General features: G+C 24.4%; 21 protein-coding genes. 8 read left to right on the top strand and 13 right to left on the bottom strand.

Annotated features, from left to right (window positions below; all coding sequences use genetic code 11):
- Nucleotides 1-19 precede the first annotated feature (19 nt).
- The 3 genes from G4A98_01370 (at nucleotide 20) to cls (ending at nucleotide 2,837) form a co-directional block, all read left to right on the top strand.
- Complete coding sequence (locus tag G4A98_01370) at nucleotides 20-553, top strand: septation protein A (protein QIQ41862.1); 534 nt, start codon at nucleotides 20-22, stop codon at nucleotides 551-553.
- Nucleotides 554-588: 35 nt separating this feature from the next.
- Nucleotides 589-996, top strand: a complete 408-nt coding sequence (gene yciA, locus G4A98_01365; GenBank protein ID QIQ41861.1) for an acyl-CoA thioester hydrolase YciA — start codon at nucleotides 589-591, stop codon at nucleotides 994-996.
- 380 nt (nucleotides 997-1,376) lie between these two features.
- Nucleotides 1,377-2,837: a cardiolipin synthase gene (gene cls, locus G4A98_01360; protein QIQ41860.1), complete on the top strand. Its 1,461-nt coding sequence runs from the start codon at nucleotides 1,377-1,379 to the stop codon at nucleotides 2,835-2,837.
- A gap of 793 nt (nucleotides 2,838-3,630) precedes the next feature.
- On the opposite strand, the gene ribA is transcribed toward cls, so the two are convergent.
- From ribA to mnmA, 11 genes are all read right to left on the bottom strand, one after another.
- A complete protein-coding gene (gene ribA / locus G4A98_01355; GenBank protein ID QIQ41859.1) occupies nucleotides 3,631-4,215 on the bottom strand; it encodes a GTP cyclohydrolase II in 585 nt (194 codons plus the stop codon).
- Nucleotides 4,216-4,278: 63 nt separating this feature from the next.
- Nucleotides 4,279-4,989, bottom strand: a complete 711-nt coding sequence (gene pyrF / locus G4A98_01350) for an orotidine-5'-phosphate decarboxylase (protein QIQ41858.1) — start codon at nucleotides 4,987-4,989, stop codon at nucleotides 4,279-4,281.
- Nucleotides 4,990-5,107: 118 nt separating this feature from the next.
- On the bottom strand, nucleotides 5,108-6,061 hold the full coding sequence (gene lipA, locus G4A98_01345) for a lipoyl synthase (GenBank protein ID QIQ41857.1): 954 nt from the start codon (nucleotides 6,059-6,061) through the stop codon (nucleotides 5,108-5,110).
- A gap of 98 nt (nucleotides 6,062-6,159) precedes the next feature.
- A complete protein-coding gene (lipB, locus tag G4A98_01340; protein ID QIQ41856.1) occupies nucleotides 6,160-6,828 on the bottom strand; it encodes a lipoyl(octanoyl) transferase LipB in 669 nt (222 codons plus the stop codon).
- 37 nt (nucleotides 6,829-6,865) lie between these two features.
- A complete protein-coding gene (locus G4A98_01335) occupies nucleotides 6,866-7,513 on the bottom strand; it encodes a YchE family NAAT transporter (GenBank protein ID QIQ41855.1) in 648 nt (215 codons plus the stop codon).
- 110 nt (nucleotides 7,514-7,623) lie between these two features.
- Entirely contained in the window at nucleotides 7,624-9,561 is a 1,938-nt protein-coding gene (gene rnb, locus G4A98_01330; GenBank protein ID QIQ41854.1) for an exoribonuclease II, read from the bottom strand.
- Nucleotides 9,562-9,731: 170 nt separating this feature from the next.
- On the bottom strand, nucleotides 9,732-10,514 hold the full coding sequence (locus tag G4A98_01325) for an enoyl-ACP reductase (protein ID QIQ41853.1): 783 nt from the start codon (nucleotides 10,512-10,514) through the stop codon (nucleotides 9,732-9,734).
- A gap of 111 nt (nucleotides 10,515-10,625) precedes the next feature.
- Nucleotides 10,626-11,216 (bottom strand): transglycosylase SLT domain-containing protein, encoded by a 591-nt coding sequence (locus G4A98_01320; protein ID QIQ41852.1) that lies wholly within the window; start codon nucleotides 11,214-11,216, stop codon nucleotides 10,626-10,628.
- Nucleotides 11,217-11,318: 102 nt separating this feature from the next.
- A complete protein-coding gene (purB, locus tag G4A98_01315) occupies nucleotides 11,319-12,689 on the bottom strand; it encodes an adenylosuccinate lyase (protein QIQ41851.1) in 1,371 nt (456 codons plus the stop codon).
- A 37-nt stretch (nucleotides 12,690-12,726) separates the two neighbouring features.
- Entirely contained in the window at nucleotides 12,727-13,362 is a 636-nt protein-coding gene (gene hflD / locus G4A98_01310; GenBank protein ID QIQ41850.1) for a high frequency lysogenization protein HflD, read from the bottom strand.
- Nucleotides 13,363-13,397: 35 nt separating this feature from the next.
- Nucleotides 13,398-14,501, bottom strand: a complete 1,104-nt coding sequence (mnmA, locus tag G4A98_01305) for a tRNA 2-thiouridine(34) synthase MnmA (protein QIQ41849.1) — start codon at nucleotides 14,499-14,501, stop codon at nucleotides 13,398-13,400.
- 207 nt (nucleotides 14,502-14,708) lie between these two features.
- On the opposite strand from mnmA, the gene lepA reads away from it, so the two are divergent.
- From lepA to G4A98_01280, 5 genes are all read left to right on the top strand, one after another.
- Complete coding sequence (gene lepA, locus G4A98_01300) at nucleotides 14,709-16,502, top strand: elongation factor 4 (GenBank protein ID QIQ41848.1); 1,794 nt, start codon at nucleotides 14,709-14,711, stop codon at nucleotides 16,500-16,502.
- Between the two features lie 15 nt (nucleotides 16,503-16,517).
- Nucleotides 16,518-17,462, top strand: coding sequence for a signal peptidase I (gene lepB, locus G4A98_01295; protein ID QIQ41847.1), 945 nt, complete (start codon nucleotides 16,518-16,520; stop codon nucleotides 17,460-17,462).
- A gap of 138 nt (nucleotides 17,463-17,600) precedes the next feature.
- Nucleotides 17,601-18,281: a ribonuclease III gene (gene rnc, locus G4A98_01290; protein QIQ41846.1), complete on the top strand. Its 681-nt coding sequence runs from the start codon at nucleotides 17,601-17,603 to the stop codon at nucleotides 18,279-18,281.
- Nucleotides 18,278-19,129 carry a GTPase Era gene (locus tag G4A98_01285; GenBank protein ID QIQ41845.1) on the top strand — a complete coding sequence of 284 codons (852 nt, stop codon included), beginning with the start codon at nucleotides 18,278-18,280 and terminating at the stop codon, nucleotides 19,127-19,129. The genes rnc and G4A98_01285 overlap by 4 nt, the downstream gene beginning before the upstream one ends.
- Nucleotides 19,130-19,244: 115 nt before the next feature.
- Complete coding sequence (locus tag G4A98_01280) at nucleotides 19,245-19,625, top strand: holo-ACP synthase (GenBank protein QIQ41844.1); 381 nt, start codon at nucleotides 19,245-19,247, stop codon at nucleotides 19,623-19,625.
- A 6-nt stretch (nucleotides 19,626-19,631) separates the two neighbouring features.
- Here the strand turns inward: G4A98_01280 and tadA are convergent, their stop codons facing one another.
- Nucleotides 19,632-20,111 (bottom strand): tRNA adenosine(34) deaminase TadA, encoded by a 480-nt coding sequence (gene tadA / locus G4A98_01275; GenBank protein ID QIQ41843.1) that lies wholly within the window; start codon nucleotides 20,109-20,111, stop codon nucleotides 19,632-19,634.
- 8 nt (nucleotides 20,112-20,119) lie between these two features.
- Entirely contained in the window at nucleotides 20,120-20,608 is a 489-nt protein-coding gene (gene smpB, locus G4A98_01270) for an SsrA-binding protein SmpB (GenBank protein ID QIQ41842.1), read from the bottom strand.
- Between the last annotated feature and the right edge of the window lie 76 nt (nucleotides 20,609-20,684).

Below are 20,684 nucleotides of genomic sequence, written 5' to 3'. Positions count from 1 at the left end.
AATTATTTAGGTTTATATTATGAAACAAATATTAAATATATTCCCAATGCTCGTTTTCTTCATATTTTATAAGTTTTATGATATTTTTATAGCCTCTGGTTCTTTAATTGTTACATCGGGATTAGTTTGTATACTTTATTGGGTTTTTTATAATGAAATAGATAAAATTAGTTTATTTAGTTTTCTTGTAATTTCTTTTTTTGGTTCTCTTACAATATTTTTTCATGATAGTCAATTCATTAAATGGAAAATAACAATTATTTATATAGTTTTTTCTATAGTATTATTAATAAGCCAGTTTTTAACAAAAAAACCAATGATCCAAAGATTTTTAGAAAAAGATATAAAAATATCCAATATTTATTGGCGTAAAATTAACTTTTTTTGGTCTTTATTTTTTTTGTTTTGCGGTATTTTAAATATTTATATAGCATTGTATTTTTCAGAAAAAACATGGGTTAACTTTAAAGTTTTTGGTGTTACATCTTTAACGTTTTTTTTAATTTTAATAACTAGTATTTATATCAATTATAAAATATCGAAAGATAAATAATTTTTTTATAACATAATAGAGTGAACATTTTAATAATGTCAGAAAAAAATACATTACCAAAGGGAATAATAGTATTAAAAACACTTTCAATGCCTTCAGATACTAACGCTAATGGTGATATTTTTGGTGGATGGATTATGTCTCAAATGGATATGGGTGGAGCAATATTAGCAAAAGAAATTGCAGGTGGAAAAGTTGCTACCGTACGAGTTGATGAAATGACTTTTCTAAAATCTATATCAGTTGGTGATATTGTTAATTGTTATGCAAAATGTATTAAAATTGGAAAAAGTTCTATCAAAATTAATGTAGAAATATGGGTTAAAAAAATTTATTCAAAACCATTAGGTCAATATTATTGTGCTGCAGAAGCAAAGTTTATTTATGTAGCTATTAATACAATAGGAAAACCTCGTGAATTATTACCTATGAGTATTATTTAAATAAAAAATATATTTATATTATTATAAAATAATATATATTGTTGAAAAATTAATAGAAAAATATATACTTCTAAAAAATTTTTTAATTATTAAAAAAAATATTTTCAAAGTATTATATTCAACACTAAATTAAACTAATTGTATTTATATTTATTTTCAAAGTATTCTTTTTTAAAACATTGAACAAAAATAGTGTTATATAATTTTTTTATTAACTTTAATAGTAAAATGAATTATTACAATCTTTATAAATAATATTTTTATATTTATTAATTATCTTATTACTTTATAGTTAGATATATTTTGTTTTCAACAATAGAAAAATATTTAATTATACAGATCAGATCTTTTTACAGAATCATAAATAGGACCTTCAATGGATGGGTATTTTTTATAATTTAATTAAATATCTAATTTTTTTGATATATTGCTTGTTAATTGCTAATATTACCTTTCGAGTCTTGATTAAACGACGTAATATACCTTCTTCTATGTCTTGGCTTTTAATAATTTACATTATTCCCTTTATTGGAATTGCTGTTTGGTTTTTTTTTGGTGAATTATATTTAGGAAAAAGACATAAAAGAATCGCAAATCGAATATGGTCTATTTCTAATGAATGGCTTGATGAATTAAAATCGCGCAAATATATTTTTCAAATAAAAAATAGTGACGTAGCTACTTCTATATTTCAATTATGCAAACATAGACAAGGTCTATCCGGGATCAAAAGCAATAAGATTAAACTTTTAACTAATACTAAAAAAATTATGCAAATATTAATACGTGATATTTATTTAGCACGTAACAATATTGAAATGGTATTTTATATTTGGAAACCTGGTGGGATAGTTGATGATGTAGCAATAGCTCTTATTGATTCTGCAAGACGGGGAATAAATTGTAGATTAATGCTTGATTCAGCAGGAAGTATTGAATTTTTTCAGAGTCCTTGGGTTAAAATAATGAGAAAATCTGGGATTCAAGTAGTAGAAGCGCTCAAAGTTAATTTTTTACGAGTATTATTAAGACGTATTGATGTGAGACAACATAGGAAAGTTGTATTAATTGATAATTATATCGCATATTCTGGTAGTATGAATCTTGTTGATCCTTATTTATTCAAGAAATCTTCTGGGATGGGTCAATGGATTGATTTAATGACAAGAATAGAGGGTCCTATAGCTGCAACAATAGGAATCATTTATTCCTGTGATTGGGAAATTGAGACAGGTTTAAAAATTTTACCTCAATTACCAAATGAAAAATCTTTGAAAAAAGAATGCAATCAACATTCTAGTATTCAGGTAATCGCGTCTGGACCTGGTTTTCTAAAAAATATGATTCATCAAGCATTATTAACAGCTATTTATTCAGCTAGACATGAATTAATTATGACTACTCCTTATTTAGTTCCTAGCGAAGATTTGTTGCAAGCTATTTGTACAGCGGCTCAAAGAGGAGTTGAAGTTAGTATCATTATACCTTTATATCATGATTCTATTTTAGTTAAATGGGCTAGCAGAGTTTTTTTTAGTGAACTATTAGAAGCTGGGGTAAAAATTTATCAATTTCAAAAAGGACTTTTACATAGTAAAAGTATATTAGTTGATCAACAATTAAGTTTAATTGGTACTGTAAATTTAGATATGAGAAGTATTTGGTTAAATTTTGAAATCACTTTAGTGATCGATGATAGTAATTTTGGACAAGATTTATCTTATATACAAAATAAATATATTTCTGACTCTAAATTAATAGATAAAAAAGTTTGGTCTATGCGTGCATATTGGACAAGAATTCTTGAAAAAATATTCTATTTTCTAAGTCCATTATTATAATTATCATAATTATTGATATTTTTTATAAATAATTAATTTCAACAAAAAATATATATTTATATTTCATAGTATCATTTTATTATTTCTATAATAACAACATGTTATATATGACATATAATTTAAAATTATAATTGATTTTTATGTAAATAAAATTTTTATATAAAAATATATTTAATTTCTATGTTGTTAATAAACAATGTTTTTTTGTATTAAAATTATTTATTTTTCATTTTCAATATTGTTTTTTAAGTAAAAATATTTTTATCTTAAACTGATATGATCAGGACATATTAATAATGAAATACTAAAAATTATAAACAATATTGATGCACTTCGTGTATATTCACGAACATATTCTTTAAAAATTCTAAAAGAAATATTAGAAAAATTTAAAACGATTGTTAACGCACGAAAAGAAAAAGAAAAAAATATAAATAGCAATACAACAGAAGATAATAAAATTAAAAAAATACAGAGAAATATTAATTACTGATGGTATAGATCCTCATGAATTACTAAAAAAAAGATATTCTATTAAATCTTTAAAAAAATAAAAAAAAATTAGAAAACAGAAAAATATAAATATCTTAATAAAAACAACGATCTTAGAACATAAACTAATCAAGGAAAAACTCTTTCAGTGATTAAAAATACTATTCATAAAATATAAAAAAATATTCGGAGATTATTGATTATAATTTTAATCTAGGGATTCATGACAAAACTCCTACTATTCAAAAAATAAAATATTTTTTTAAAAATAGAACATTTACGTTTAAATAATTGATTATATTTATTCAGATAACAAGTGACCCATTTTTTCAGCTTTAGTTTTTAAATAATAAGCATTCTTAGGATTTTTTTCTGCAATCAGAGGAACTCGTTCTACAATATTTATACCTGCATTACTAAGCATTTGAACTTTAAATGGATTATTTGTTAATAAACGAATTTTTTTAATATTTAATATATTAAATATATCAGCACATAATGAAAAATCTCTCTCATCTGCAGAAAAACCAAGTTTTTTATTAGCTTGAACAGTATCTAATCCTCTATCTTGTAAAGCATATGCTCTTATTTTATTAAGAAGACCAATATTTCTCCCTTCTTGACGATGATAAATTAATACACCACTTCCCTCCTGAGAAATTCTTTCCATAGACATTTCTAATTGCTTTCCACAGTCGCATCGCAAACTAAACAAAGCATCTCCTGTTAAACATTCTGAATGTACTCTAGAAAGAGTAGGAATACCTTTTTTGATATCACCATATACAAGAGCAATATGATTTTTTCCATTTTGATTTTCTTCAAAACCAAAAATGAAAAAATTTCCCCAATGTGTAGGCAATATAGCTTTTTCTATTAATTTCATAAATCCTCTTAATTCACGATTAAATAAATATTTGATAATATTTTTATATTTTATATTTTTTATTTATTGCATAGATTTTACTATTAAATCTAATTTTTTAATCGGATTTTTTGACATAGTGATGGAACGTCCTATTACTATATAATCTATTTTACATTCTTTTGCTTCTTTAGGAGTGATTATATTATTTTGATCATATAGTAAATCTTTAGAAATTCTAATACCTGGTGTAATAATTTTATATTTGTTTCCAAATAAAAATTTAATTTTCTTGGCTTCTCTTCCTGGACAAACAATTCCATCTAAACCACAATCATTAGATAATTTTGATAGCTTTAAAATATACTCTGTTAATGAGATTTGAATTCCAATTTCTTTTAATTCTTCTTCTTTTAAACTAGTCAATGCTGTAACAGCTATTAATAAAGGAGCTTTTTTAAAAGATTTTAACGCTTTTTTTGCAGAAATTAACATTTTTTTACCACCAGCCGCATGAACACTTAACATCCAGATTCCTAAATCTGCTGCTGCTTTTGTAGCATTAAATACAGTATTCGGGATATCATGAAATTTTAAATCAAGAAATATATTAAATCCCAGTTGATGTAGTTCTTTTATAAATTTACAACCTAAAATTGTAAACATTTCTTTCCCAATTTTTAAATAATAAATTGATGGATTAAGAAGATTTACTAACTTCATAGCTGATTTTTTGTTATAAAAATCTAACGCGATAATAATTTTTGGCATTGTAAATAAGTTAGGATTTAACACTATACAACCTCTAGTATAAATAATATAAATCGATAAAAAATATTATTTCCTATACATTTTCTGATATAAAAGTCTCAATCACATAACATACAAATATTGACTGTTAAATACTGTCATATTATTTCTTAACAGATAAGTGCGATTGAAAACTTGCATGATATGATGAACGAACAAAAGGACCGCAAAAAGCACTAGTAAAACCAATAGATAAAGCTTCTTGTTTAATATTTTCGAATTCTGCAAGGGGTATATAACGTTTTACTGGTAGATGATATATACTAGGTTGAAGATATTGACCTACTGTTAATAATGTCACTCCGTTTGAATAAAGATCTTTCATTACTTGAATGATTTCAATATCTTTTTCTCCAATACCTAACATGAGACCTGATTTTGTTGGTATATTAAAATATTTTTTTTTAAATGATTCTAATAGTAATAAAGATCTTTTATAATTGGCTCCAGGACGAATTTTTTTATACATTCTAGGAACATTTTCTATATTATGATTAAAAATATCAGGTAATGCATCATTAAAAATATTTAAAATTAATTCTATTCTCCCTCGAAAATCAGGAACTAATATTTCAATTTTTACTGTGTTTTTATTTCGAATTGCTTGAATACAATTTACAAAATGTTGAGCACCTCCGTCGTATAAATCATCACGTACAACTGATGTAATTACTACATAATTAATTCCCATATCAAAAATAGTATTAGATAATTTTTGAGGCTCTTCTGCATTGATAGGATTAGGTGCTCCATGCGATACTGCACAAAATGGACAATTTCGTGTGCATATAGAACCGAGAATCATAAATGTTGCAGTGCCATTATTAAAACATTCTGATAAGTTTGGACAATGTGCTTCTTCACAAACAGAATGTAAATTATTTTTACGCAAAGCATGTTTTATTTGAGATATACGAGACGTATTAACAGGGATTTTAATTTTTATCCAATCAGGTTTATTTAATTTTTCTGTAAAATTATAAATTTTTTTAGTAGTAATTATATTTGATTTTTCTGACATTGGATATTTTAATAAAATATCTTTATTTTTATTCATGAAATTTATTATCTCGATTAAAAACATTAAAATATATATTATATATCAACTGAAAAATAATTTTATAAATAAAATTTTAAGACATGACATGAATTTAATCATTCATAGAAATGATTTAATAGATTTTTATTATAGTTGCTATTAATCATAATAACTTTAAACAATTTAGATAATTTTTTAATTAACACCATTTGTACATCTTTTAATTTGACATTGAAAATAAAATCTTTTATTTGTGTCATTTTTATATTTTTATCTCCACAAGGATAAATGTAGTCAAATGGTTTTAAATCCATATTAACGTTAAGTGCTAGACCATGTAGAGTTGATCCTTGTTTTATTCGCAATCCTAACGAACATATTTTTTTATTATTTATATATACACCGGGTGATTTTTTTTTTATATATGCTTTAAGAGAAAAATCATTTAAAGTTTCTATTATTATCTTTTGCATTATGTCTATCAATTGACGAATACTAATTTTTCGACGTTTTAGATTTATTAAAAAATATAAGACTTGTTGTCCAGGTCCATGATATGTAATTTGACCACCTCTATCAGTTTTTACTATTGGAATATTATTAGGAAAAATTACATTTTCTCTTTCTTTTGAGTATCCCTCAGTAAAAATTGGATAATGTTCTACGAACCAAATTTCATCAAATGTATAAAAATTACGTAATGTTGCAAAATGATTCATTTTATTGACAGTTGTCAACCAATGCTCAGTTCCTAAATTACGAAAAAAAATTATTTTTGTTTGCAAGAATCATCCAAATAAAATTTAAATATAAAAAATTATACTAATGTAGTAATCCAGAAAAAATAGCTCTTATCCCCGTACTAATAAACTCTATTCCAAGAGACATTAGTAATAAACCCATCACACGAGTAATAATATTAATTCCTGTTTTTCCTAAAATCTGTACTACACATGGAGCAGCTTCAAAACATAACCAACATACAAACGAAAATAAAAAAATTACTATACTGCATCCAAATAAATTAATCCAACTTGAATAATAAGTACTCCAAACAATAGTAGAACTAATTGCTCCAGGACCTGCAATTAAAGGCATTGCTAAAGGTACAACACTAATATTATCTAATTTATTTTCTTCTTTTTGATCTTTTTTTATTTTTATTTTTTTTATAAATTGACCACTAATCATAGAAAAAGCTATGCTAATAATTAGTATTCCACCAGCAATACGAAAAGAATTAATAGATACACCAAAAATATTTAAAATATGAGTACCAAAAAATAATGATATTAATAAAATTAATGATGCTGAAAAATTAGCTACTAAATTAGTTTTTTTTCTTTCTAAATAAGACTGATGATTTGTCATAGTTGTAAAGATAGGAATCATTCCAATTGGATTAACTAAAGCACATAAACCTATAAAGAATTTTATATATATAGATAAATCAAAAATTGAAATATTCATATTATACTCCTAATTTATATTGAATTTTTATGATTTCTTTAAAATCTTTTCATTATAGTGAATATATTTTTTTATATAAAAAATATTTAGTTATATTTTTATTTGAATTTTTATAATTCAGGTCTAGCAATAATACTGCGAGTTTCTAATCGAATATCTGATAAAGTTACTTGAATTAAATCAGATATTTTATAACGTATGACATCATTAACAAATACTGTCCCTGATTCTTGATTAAAATTTAATTCCTCTCGAATAGGATGTATAAATACTCCAGGAATAAAAACATTAGCACCATTTTCTATTAATCGAGCTCTGATGCCATTTCTAGAAATATCAATTATCTCGGCATCAAACGTTTTATTTTGATATTTTTTTTGTTGTAATAATATAGAATAGAGCCAGTCTGAAATATCTCTTTCAGCTATTCGATTGCGTCTTCTTTGTTCACTTATTTTTAATTTAATATCTTCATGAAGTGTAATTGATGGTTCATTTTTAATGATAGATTTCAATAAACGATGATTAATCATATCACTGTATTTACGAATAGGAGAAGTCCATGTTGCATATTCTGAAAAACCAAGTGCAAAATGTGGGCCAGGTTTAATACTAAAATCTCCAAAAGATTGAAAACGACGAATACGACTATCAATATAATTATTAGATAATATATTCAAAACACGTCTTAGATTACAAAAACCTTTTAGAGTAGTTATTTCTTTAGCACTAAAGTTTAAATTATAACTTCTTAAAAAAGAAACTGCGTTTTCCGCGTTAACAAGATCGAAACCGGTATGCACATTATATATACCATAACCAAGGTGTTTTGATAAAAAATTAGCAGCAGATATATTTGCAATTATCATAGATTCTTCAATGATTTTATGCGCAATACGTCTTTTTTCAGTTAACACATCTATAATCTTTCCATTTTCAGATAAATGAAATCGATATTCTACACTATCTTTAAATAATACTGCGTTTATCTTACGCCATTTTATACGCAATAAACATAAACGATGCAAAATTAATATTTGTTTTTTAATAGATTTTGTTGGAGGTATCCATGTACTATTTTTTTCAATCCAATCCGAAACATGATCATAAGACAATTTTGATTTTGATTTTATCCATGCTAAAAAAAACTGAATATCATCAGAAATACTTCCATCGTTAAAAATAGTAATATGACATACTAATGCCGGACGACGTTTATTTGGATTTAATGAACATATATCTTCTGATAACTTCCTTGGCAACATAGGAATATTAAAACCTGGTAAATAATGTGTAAATATTCTATTAGAAGCTATAATGTCTAATTTACTACCATATTTTATATAAGCTGTTGGATCTGCAATGGCTATAGTTAAAGATATTTCACCATTAGTTTTTTCAGTTACAAAAATAGCATCATCAATATCTTTTGTGTTTATATTATCTATAGTGATAAAATCTAAATCTGTTAAGTCTTTTCTGTCATAATGTTCTTTTAATATAAGATCATTTTCTTCCGCTAAGGGTTCTGTACTATCAAGATTATGACGTGCCAGGGTTACCCACCAGGGTATTAATGGATCATCTTTTTGTGTAATTTTTTTAGTTAGTTCAGCATAAAAAATATGATCTCCTTTAAGTTTATGTTTTGTTAATTGAGCTATAGCCCAATCTCCATCCTGAAAAGTACTAATACAATTCTTATTAGGTTGGCATATTATAAGATCTTTGAAAAATGGATGATCTGGGATTATAAATAATTTATTTTCTTTCTTTTCTATTTTTCCAACAAATCTATTTAGAAAAGGTTCGATTAATTTTTCAGGTTCTACTATTTCTCTATCTTTTTCTATTTTTAACAATGCAGTTATTTTATCTCCATGCATAACTTTTTTCATATTTTTTGGAGGTATAAAATAACTTTTTTGTACATCAATTTCTAAAAATCCAAACCCTCTTTCGGTACTTTTTACGATGCCTTCAACACGTGGCGTTTTAGCATGTAGATTTTTTTTTAACTGTGTCAATAATGGATTATTTTGGAACATAATAATACGGCCTAATTGTCATAGTAAAAAATTAATAATTTTATAAATTTAAAAGTTAATTTAAATATACAATTCATTTATAAAATATCATAGATAATTATTTCTTCATCACGTAAAAATATACGTATTATAATTTTAACAAAAAACAGATAAATCTTAACAAGATTATATTACAATACACTATACATACTACTAATATTAAAACCATTATCAACATAAAGAACTGAACCCGTAATACCCAGAGATAAATCAGATAATAAAAAAGATGCTGTATTACCAATATGTTCATTAGTAATAGAATTTTTTAAAAATGAAGATAAATAGGAATGGTTTTGTATTTTGTTGAAATTCTTAATTTTATAAGAAGAAATAGTCTTAATAGGACCAGATGAAATTGCATTAACTCGAATATTTTCCCTGCCTAATGCATGAGCCATATAACGAACATTTGCTTCTAATGAAGCTTTAGCTAGACCCATCATATTATAATTTGGTATTACACGTTGTGAACCTAAATAAGATAAAGTTAACAAAGAAGAGGAATTATTTAACATTTTTCTACATTCCCTAACTAATCCTAAAAAACTATAGGAACTAATTTCGTGAGAAATGTTAAATCCTTCTCTAGTAGAATTATTAATAAAATCTCCATTAAAATGTTCTTTGGGACAATAAGCAATGCTATGAACTAATCCATCAAACTTTTTCCATATTTGGCTTAAATCGATAAATAAATTTTTAATATTTTCATCATTAGAAACGTCGCAAGATAATATAATGGAAGACTTCATTGCTTCTGTTAAGTTCTTTATTTTTTTGCTTATTTTTTCATTTTGACACACAAATCCTAATTCTGCTTTTTGTCTGTATAAAGATTGTGCTATACCAAAAGAAATGGATCTCGCACTTGAAATTCCAATTATTAAAATTTTTTTACCTTTTAAAAATCCCATTTTTACATCTCAATATATAGATATTTTTATCAAAAAAATTCTTTAATTTCTTATTAAATATGTATTTAAAAAAATATTTTTATATTAGATTATAAATCATAATTACTTTTTCTAAATAACGAGATGCTTGAATTGCTGGATGTTTTTTTTTACGTGTTCATAAAAAGATTGAGTTGTCATTGTATTAATTATATTTATTGCTTCTTTGTTATTTTTAGAAAACGTTTTCAGTAATGCACTAGCACCATTAACATATGAAACAATGATAGCATATCTCATAACATCTTTATTTTTTATAATCATTAATTTTTTTTGTAAAAAACTAATATAGGCAGTTCCTATATTAATATTTATTTTTGGATTATATAATTCTTTAACAGAAGGTTGACCTTTTTTCCCTTGTAAACGATATACCTCTGCTCCAGCTGAAGAAGGTTTAATTTGCATTAATCCAATGGCGTTAGATTTACTCTTAGCATAAGGATTTCCAGAAGATTCTGCATAAATAATAGATTTTACTAATTTCTCATCAACGTGATGTTTCTTGGCAGAAACTTGGATAATATCATTCCAATTCTTTAAGGTATTTTCTATACTATTTTTTTTAAAAAAATAATTTATCTTTGAATTATGTTTTACATGTATAAACTGATTACATCCAGTTAACAATAGAATAGAAATAATTAAGATTCCTAGTGTCACAGAAAAAATGTCCTTAATATTTTAGATTTCTGAAGTAATTTTAAAAATATAAGTAATTATTCGTACGATCAAGAAACAAGAATATATGATGAAATCATTTTTTTATTCTATTTCATTGATTAACTGAATAGCTCCACCAATATAGTTAAAAGGAGTAATTTTTTTTAAACGTTTTTTTTCTTTTTCTGGGATATTTAAATTAGAAATAAATATATGTATAATATTCTTATTTATTTCTTTCCCACGAGTTAATGTTTTTAATTGTTCATATGCATTTTTAATTCCATAACGACGCATAACAGTTTGTATGGGCTCAGATAAAACTGACCAATTCTCATCTAAATTTTTTAATAATTGAGATTCATTAATTTCTAATTTAGAAATACCAGATAATACAGAATGATATGCAATTATTGAATAAGAAATAGCCACTCCTAAATTTCTTAATACTGTAGAATCACTTAAATCACGCTGCCATCTAGAAATAGGAAGTTTGGTAATCATATGATTCATTAAAGAATTAGATAACCCTAGATTACCTTCAGAGTTTTCAAAATCAATTGGATTGATTTTATGCGGCATTATTGAAGAACCTATTTCACAATCTATTAACCTTTGTGTAAAATAATTGCGAGAAATATAACCCCACATATCACGATTGAAATCAATTAGTATAGTATTAAAAAGTGACATACAACTAAAAAATTCTGCAATATAATCATGTGGTTCAATTTGGGTAGTATATGGATTCCAAGTAATTCCAAATGATGTTATAAATTCTTTGCTTATTTTATGCCAATTAATATTAGGATATGCTGCTAAATGTGCATTATAATTACCAGTACTTCCATTAATTTTTCCTAATATTTCTATTTTTTTCAATATTATACTTTGACGTTTCATCCGATAAAAAAAATTAGTAATTTCTTTTCCCATAGTCGAAGGAGTAGCTGGTTGTCCATGAGTTAAAGATAATATAGGATGATTTTTATATTTAAAACTCATTTTTTTTAAGATATCTATAATTTTATGCCATAATGGTAAAATTATTTGATCACGAGCATCTCTAACCATTAATGCATATGCTATATTATTGATATCTTCTGAGGTACATCCAAAATGTACAAATTCTGAAATTTCAAAGAGATTTTTAGATTTAGAAATCTTATTTTTTAAAAAATATTCTAAAGCTTTAATATCATGATTAGTTTTTTTTTCAATGTTCTTAATAAGAATTGCATCGTGTTCATTAAATTCTTTAATAATATTATCAAGAAATAATATTTCTGTATGTTGAATATTTTGAATTTCTAGTATTTGAGGTGTGTTAATTATTTTTTTTAGCCATTGAATTTCAACATTAAGACGATATTTTAAAAAACCAAATTCGCTAAAAATATTTCTTAATAATATTGTTAAAGTGTTATATCGACCATCAATAGGAGAAATTGCTGTTAATGGATTTAATTCCATATCTTATGTCCTAATTTTTAATAATTTAAAATCATAGTTAAGAAATTTCTTTTAAATTATATAATATTTTTTTTGCTTTTTTAATAATAAAATATCTAAAATATATTAATTGTAGTTGATTACCACCATATTGTTTCCATAAAACTATTGCACGAATTCCTGAAAATAACAAACATCGAATTTGTTCTTGTATTTGCAGATCTTGTAAAAAATTTTTGATCCCCTTTACTATAATACGAGAACCTAAAGAGCTAATGATTTCAAGATACAGTGTTGCTAATTTACTAGTTAAATTTTTGATATTATAATTCAAATAATATTCATTAGATATAAATGATATTTTATTTTTTAGAGAGTAGCTTGCCATACGATTTATTTTTAATTTTCTTTCAATGATTATCATATTAAAGATATATTTAATTAATTCAATATAAGAATAAGAAAAACTAGAAAAAGTTAAAGTTGCTATTAATACCTTTAATCCTATAACTAGATTTTTTTCATTATTTCCATATATTGCGATCAAAGAGGTCGAATTAATTTCCAAAATACTTTTTAAACATACATTAAACGCATTACTATCACACTTTCCTGAATAAGCTAATTGCTGTACTAAATGAGCTGATTGGAATATACCCGCAAGTGATAACGTAATTAAGTGTATTTTTTTCATCACAATCATCTCCTTACTATTTAAAATAATAAAAATTATAACAATGGCAATCTAGATTGAATAATCCCCCCACCTATACATGTCTCTGATAAATAAAACACTACTGATTGTCCAGGTGTAACTGCAATCACAGGTGAATCAAATAATATTTTTATATATCTATTGTTTAGAGATTCTATTTTACATGCAACATCTTTTTGACGATATCTTGTTTTTGCCATACAAGAAAGAGGGAAAGATAGTTTATTATTAATCCAATTAATATTTTTAGCAATTAAACCTATAGACATAAGATGTTGATTATAAGAACCTTGAGCAACAATTAATGTATTTTTTTCGATATTTTTTTCCACAACATACCATGGTATATTATATCGCCCCTTTATTCCACCAATACCTAAACCTTTTCTTTGACCCAGGGTATAATGAAAAATTCCATTGTGTTTTCCAATAACTTGTCCAAAAATTGTAACTATATCACCTTTTTTTTCAGGAAGATAAAGACTTAAAAAATTTTTTATTTTTTTAGGACCAATAAAGCAAATTCCGGTAGAATCTTTTTTTTCAGCAATTTTTAAATCTATTTTTTTAGCAATATTCCTGACTTGATTTTTTTCTAAATATCCAATAGGAAATAAAATTTTTTTCAGTTGAATACTATTTAAAGTATATAAAAAATAACTTTGATCTTTATTTCGATCAATTCCTTTTAAAAGCAGATATTTTCCATTTATTTTTTTTATACGAGCATAATGACCTGTTGCAATATAGTCTGCTTTGAGTTCTTGAATAGAATACTTTAAAAACATATTAAATTTAATTTCTTTATTACATAATATATCAGGATTTGGTGTTTTTCCTTTTTGATATTCATTTAAAAAATTTTTAAATACATATTCCCAATATTCTAAAGAAAAGTTTATTTTATGAAGACATATATCTAATTTTTGACATACCTGTTCAGCATCAAATAAATCTTGAGCAGAATTACAGTATCCCTCTAGATCGTCTTCTTCCCAATTTTTCATAAATAAACCTTCTACTTGATATTGTCTTTTTTTTAAAATCCATGCTGAAACAGATGAATCGACACCTCCAGACATAGCAATAATTACTTTTTTATTTTTTTTTATATTCATATTAAACAATATTAATTTTTATGTTTTGTTGTGGATATTTTATAATATATTTAATATTACATTATATATTATAAACAATAATAATAAATAAATTATATTATAATATTTTTTAAAAAATATCATCTTATTAAAAAAATTATAAAAATAATAAAAAATATTTTTTACTGCATGTTAAAATATATAAAAAATAAATATGGTATAAAAAATATGAAAAATATAAGAAATTTTTCTATTATAGCTCATATTGATCATGGAAAATCAACTCTATCTGATCGATTGATACAAATATGTGGTGGTTTATCTGAAAGAGAAATGTCAAATCAAGTATTAGATTCAATGGATTTAGAAAAAGAACGGGGTATTACTATCAAAGCTCAAAGTGTTATGATTGATTATAAAAATAAATTAGGTAATATTTTTAATTTAAATTTTATTGATACTCCAGGTCATGTAGATTTTTCCTATGAAGTATCTCGATCATTAGCTGCATGTGAAGGTGCATTATTAGTTGTAGATTCTACTCAAGGAGTTGAAGCGCAGACTTTAGCTAATTGCTATATTGCATTAGAGATGAATTTAGAAATCGTTCCAGTATTAAATAAAATAGATCTTCCGAATTCAAATGTAGAAAAAGTAGCTAAGGAAATAGAAGACATAATAGGAATACCTGCATTAGATGCCATCAGGTGTTCAGCTAAAACAGGAGAAGGTATTGAAGAGCTTATAGAACGTATCATTGATGATATTCCTTATCCTAAAGGTTCAATAGATTCCCCCCTCCAAGCTCTAATTATCGATTCCTGGTTTGATAATTATTTAGGTATAGTATCTTTAATAAGAATTAAAAATGGAATTTTATTTGAAAAAGATAAAATTCAAATAATGAGTACAGGAAAAAGTTATTTCGTTGAACAATTAGGAATTTTTACACCAAAAAAATTAAATAGAAATCACTTAAAATGTGGTGAAGTAGGATGGATTATTTGTGGTATAAAAAATATTATTGCTGCTCCTGTCGGAGATACCTTAACAACCGTAAAAAATCCAGCAAAAAAAATGGTAGTAGGATTTAAAAAAATTAAACCTCAAATATACGCTGGTCTATTTCCTGTTTCATCAGAACAATATGAAACATTTAGGGATGCATTAGGAAAGCTTAGTTTAAATGATTCTTCTTTGTTTTATGAATCAGAAAATTCTACAGCGCTTGGTTTTGGATTCAGATGTGGATTTTTAGGTTTATTACATATGGAAATTATTCAGGAACGTTTAGAAAGAGAATATTCAATTAATTTAATTTCAACAGCACCTACGGTAATTTATGAAATAGAACTAATTAACGGAAAAACAATTTATTTAGATGCTCCTGCTAATTTTCCTAATACACATGATATTAAAAAAATTAAAGAACCTATCGTAGAATGTAGTATTCTATTACCTCCTCAATTTCTTGGTTCAGTAATAAAATTATGCATTGAAAAAAGAGGTATTCAAATAAATATGATTTATCATACACATCAGGTATTATTAAAATATAATATACCTATGAACGAAGTGGTGTTAAATTTTGTTGATGAACTAAAATCTGTTTCTAGTGGATATGCTTCATTAGAATATGATTTTAAATGTTTTCAAACTGCACAAATAGTACGAATAGATATCTTAATTAATTCAGAAAAAGTAGATGCATTAACCATGCTATCTTATTATAAAAATGCACAACATCGTTCTCGTGAAATCGTTGACAAAATGAAAACATTAATACCCCGACATCAATTTGATATTTCTATTCAAGCCATGATTAACAATTCTATTGTAGCACGATCAACTATTAAACAATTAAGAAAAAATGTATTAGCAAAATGCTATGGTGGTGATATTAGTAGAAAGAAAAAATTATTAAAAAAACAAAAAGATGGAAAAAAAAGAATGAAAAAAATAGGTAATATTAATATGCCCAAAACAGTTTTTCTTTCAATTTTAAATGCTAGAAAAGTTTAATATAAGGAAAATAAAATGGCTAATACATTAACTATTTTTTTATTAATTAGTACATTAATAACTGGAATATTTTGGATTTTTTACCGCATTAAGAATATTAAAAATTATTTAGTTAATAAAAAAACCATTAAAAATAATCATTCATACCAAAAAAATACAGTAAAATTAAAAAGAATAAAATATTTTTTTGAATCCATAGCATCATTTTTTCCAATTTTTTTAATTATATTTATTATACGTTCATTTATTTATGAACCTTTTCAAATTCCTTCAGGTTCTATGATGCCTACTCTTTTAATAGGTGATTTCATTTTAGTAGAAAAGTTTTCATATGGTATTAAAGAACCAATTACACATAAAACATTAATATATACAAAACATCCTAAACGTGGTGATATTGTAGTTTTTAGACATCCTAAAGATTATAATATAAATTATATTAAACGTGTAATAGGATTACCTGGAGATAAAATTAAATATAATCTCAATAATAAACATATATATATATGTACAGATTATTTTAATAAAAAACAATGTGAAAAAAAAATATCAATTAATTATTCACAATCTAAACCAAGTAATTTTACTCAAAAAATATACTTTTTAGATGATAAAAATAAAACAAAAGAAGAAAAAACATACAACTCATTATACTTTGATATCGTTGAAGAAAATATTAATAATATTAAACATAATATATTGTTATTGAATGATATTAAAAATCCAAAAAAAGATTATTTTCAACAAGAGAATATGCCTGAATTAACTTGGATTGTACCTAAAGGTGAATATTTTATGATGGGAGATAATCGTGACAATAGTTTAGATAGTCGTTATTGGGGTTTTGTACCTGAGAAAAACTTAGTGGGAAAAGCCATTAAAATATGGATGAGTTTTGATAAAAATGAAAATGAATGGCCTACTGGTATACGTATAAACAGAATTGGAAATATATATTAGAAATTAATAATTAATATAGTAGTAAAAATATAATGAAAATTATATATTTGTATTGACGTACATTTTCAATTTTATCAAATTTTCTATTTTTCCTGTTATATATATAATCAATTAAAATATCATTGAAATCGGTATAACATGAATCATATCGTTACAAAAAAAATACAGAAAGTACTGGGATATACTTTTACTCATAAAGATCTTCTAAAACAAGCATTAACACATCGCAGTGCAAGTAGTAAACATAATGAACGACTAGAGTTTTTAGGTGATTCTATTTTAAGTTTTGTAATTGCTAATGCTTTATACCAACATTTTCCATACATTGATGAAGGTGATATGAGTCGCATGAGAGCCACTTTAGTTCGTGGGAATACCTTGGCAGAAATTGCATATGAATTTGATTTAGGAGAATATTTAAAATTAGGACAGGGAGAATTAAAAAGTGGAGGATTTCGTCGTGAATCCATTTTAGCTAATACTGTTGAAGCTTTAATTGGTAGTATTTATTTAGATAGTAATATTAAAACAGTAGAAGAATTAATATTAAAATGGTATGAAAAACGTTTAGAAAATATTAGTCCTGGAGATACACAAAAAGATCCTAAAACACGACTACAAGAATATTTGCAGTCAAAACATTTATCTTTACCTGTATATTTTATAGTTGAAGTATATGGTGAAGCCCATAATCAATTATTTACTATTCATTGCAAAATCAGTATTATTTCAGAGTATTTAATTGGCACTGGTTCTAGTAGAAGAAAAGCTGAACAAGATGCAGCACAGAAAGCATTAATTCAATTAGGTGTAGAGTGAAAATACAACAAAAACATTGTGGGTATATAACTATTGTTGGAAAAACAAATGTTGGAAAATCAACATTACTAAATAAAATCATTGGAAAAAAAATTTCAATCGTATCAAGAAAAAAAAATACAACACAAAATAACATTACTGGTATTAAAACTCAGGATAATTATCAATCTATTTACATAGATACACCTGGAATCATTTTTAATGAAAAAAATAATACAATTAGATATCAAAAAAATAATTTTTATAAAATAAAAAATGTTTTAACACTAGTTATTTTTATTATTGATCGAGTTTTTTGGACAGAACATGATGATGTAATTTTAAATAGACTAAAAAAAAATAAGATACCAATCATTATTCTAATTAATAAAATCGATAAAATAACTAATAGAATTATATTATTACCTTTTATTGCTTTTCTCAAAAAAAAATTTGATTTTATAGAAATCATTCCTATTTCTGCTAAAAAATTAGAAAATATAGCATTATTAAATAATATAATTAAATCTTATTTACCCAAGAAACCTCATGTATATCCCGAGTTTTATATTACAACAAACTCTCAATTTTTTACAATATCTGAAATTATTCGAGAACAATTAATATTTTTTTTAGGAGATGAATTACCTTCTATCATAAAAGTAGAAATCGAATCTTTTCGCAAACAAGAAAATATTTCATTTCATATAAAAGCCATAATTTGGGTTGAAAATATTAGACATAAAGGAATTGTAATTGGTCAAAAAGGAAAAACAATAAAGAAAATTAGTATGATTTCAAGAAATAATATAGAAAAAGAATTACACATTAAAACTCATCTTCTCCTGTGGGTTAAATATAAAACTTAAAAGTAAAAACACAAGAATATCAATAATCTTTTAAAATTAGTTAAAAGTAAAAATATTTTAACTAATTTTAAAAAAACATATCTGTTAATAAAATAAAAAAGGACATACTTTAACAATGTCAATTATAGGTGTAGGAATAGACTTCATAGAAATATTACGGATTAGAAATATAGTTTTTAACTACGGAAACAGTTTTGCTAAAAGAATTTTATCTAGAGAAGAATGGGAAAAATATATTATCAGCAAAAATAACATTCATTTTCTTGCAAAAAAATTTGTTGCTAAAGAAGCAGCTTCTAAAGCATTAGGTACAGGTATAAATTATGGAATAGAATTTAATCAGTTAGAATTTTATAATAATAAATTAGGAAAACCAAAATTACGTTTTTTAGAAAACGCCTTAAAAAAATCTCAAGAAATACAATGTAAATCCGTATATGTAAGTATATCTGATCAAAAACTATATGCTCACGCTTTGGTTATTTTAGAAAATTGATTTAAATTATTTAAAAATATCAATTTTATTTTTTCTTTTTTTTTGGAAAAAATTTATTAAAAGATTAGAGCATTCACGTTCCATAACATTTTTTTTAATATCTAATTTATAATCTTTTTGTGAATGTAAAAAAATATTTTTTAAAGAACATTTTTTATCTGATTTTTTACAATTTGCACCGAATACTAAACGTGTAATACGACTATGTATAATTGCTCCACAGCACATAATACAGGGTTGTAACGTAACATATAATGTAGTATTTAATAATCGATAATTTTTTATTTTTTTTCCTGCATGTCGTAACGCTATAATTTCAGCATGTGCGGTTGGATCATTTTTGATAATAGAACTATTCCATCCTATTCCAATGATACGTTCTTTAAATACTAATATTGCACCTATAGGAATTTCACCTTTTTTTTTAGCATAATATGCATATTTTAAGGCAATTTTCATCCAATTTTCATCTTTTTTATATTTCATAACACGTTTTAATATATTGATTTTGTTTTTTTAAGTATTTTCAATCTTTCTTTGTTCCATTCTCTTGTTTTTAAATTTGTTCGTTTATCGTGTACAGTTTTACCTTTTGCTAATCCGAATTCTAGTTTACACCACGATTTTTTCCAAAATAGAGACAATGAAACCATAGTACATCCTATATTTTTTTTTTGAAAAGATAAAAAATTGATTTCATCTTTATGTAATAATAATTTTCTTCTCCTTATTGGATTGCAAATAATATGATTTGAAGACATAGGTAAAGGTTGAATTAAAGAATTACAAAGATACATTTCATTAAGATGACTTATTATATAACTATCTGAAATATTTACTTTACCTGATCTAATAGATTTAATTTCCCAACCTTCCAAGACTAACCCGGAATGAAAAACTTTTTCTATAAAATAATTATGATATGCTTTTTTATTAACTACAATTTTAGATGATTTTTTATCATATTTTTTTTTATGTAACATAATTAAATTTATTCCAAAAGTAAAATAAGTTAAAATAAATGTAATCTTTATATAAAATTAATAAAATTAATAATAA

The sequence above is a fragment of the Buchnera aphidicola (Microlophium carnosum) genome (genome assembly GCA_011752475.1).
Lineage (GTDB): Bacteria > Pseudomonadota > Gammaproteobacteria > Enterobacterales > Enterobacteriaceae > Buchnera > Buchnera aphidicola_BG.
Note: the sequence above shows the minus strand (reverse complement) of the source record. Positions and strands in the feature narration are given on the sequence as shown.

Coding starts and splice junctions, on each gene's coding strand:
- G4A98_01370 (QIQ41862.1), top strand. CDS start 20: ATGAAACAAATATTAAATATATTCCCAATGCTCGTTTTCTTCATATTT.
- yciA (QIQ41861.1), top strand. CDS start 589: ATGTCAGAAAAAAATACATTACCAAAGGGAATAATAGTATTAAAAACA.
- cls (QIQ41860.1), top strand. CDS start 1,377: ATGGGTATTTTTTATAATTTAATTAAATATCTAATTTTTTTGATATAT.
- ribA (QIQ41859.1), bottom strand. CDS start 4,215: ATGAAATTAATAGAAAAAGCTATATTGCCTACACATTGGGGAAATTTT.
- lipA (QIQ41857.1), bottom strand. CDS start 6,061: ATGAATAAAAATAAAGATATTTTATTAAAATATCCAATGTCAGAAAAA.
- G4A98_01335 (QIQ41855.1), bottom strand. CDS start 7,513: ATGAATATTTCAATTTTTGATTTATCTATATATATAAAATTCTTTATA.
- rnb (QIQ41854.1), bottom strand. CDS start 9,561: ATGTTCCAAAATAATCCATTATTGACACAGTTAAAAAAAAATCTACAT.
- G4A98_01325 (QIQ41853.1), bottom strand. CDS start 10,514: ATGGGATTTTTAAAAGGTAAAAAAATTTTAATAATTGGAATTTCAAGT.
- purB (QIQ41851.1), bottom strand. CDS start 12,689: ATGGAATTAAATCCATTAACAGCAATTTCTCCTATTGATGGTCGATAT.
- hflD (QIQ41850.1), bottom strand. CDS start 13,362: ATGAAAAAAATACACTTAATTACGTTATCACTTGCGGGTATATTCCAA.
- mnmA (QIQ41849.1), bottom strand. CDS start 14,501: ATGAATATAAAAAAAAATAAAAAAGTAATTATTGCTATGTCTGGAGGT.
- lepA (QIQ41848.1), top strand. CDS start 14,709: ATGAAAAATATAAGAAATTTTTCTATTATAGCTCATATTGATCATGGA.
- lepB (QIQ41847.1), top strand. CDS start 16,518: ATGGCTAATACATTAACTATTTTTTTATTAATTAGTACATTAATAACT.
- rnc (QIQ41846.1), top strand. CDS start 17,601: ATGAATCATATCGTTACAAAAAAAATACAGAAAGTACTGGGATATACT.
- G4A98_01280 (QIQ41844.1), top strand. CDS start 19,245: ATGTCAATTATAGGTGTAGGAATAGACTTCATAGAAATATTACGGATT.
- tadA (QIQ41843.1), bottom strand. CDS start 20,111: ATGAAATATAAAAAAGATGAAAATTGGATGAAAATTGCCTTAAAATAT.
- smpB (QIQ41842.1), bottom strand. CDS start 20,608: ATGTTACATAAAAAAAAATATGATAAAAAATCATCTAAAATTGTAGTT.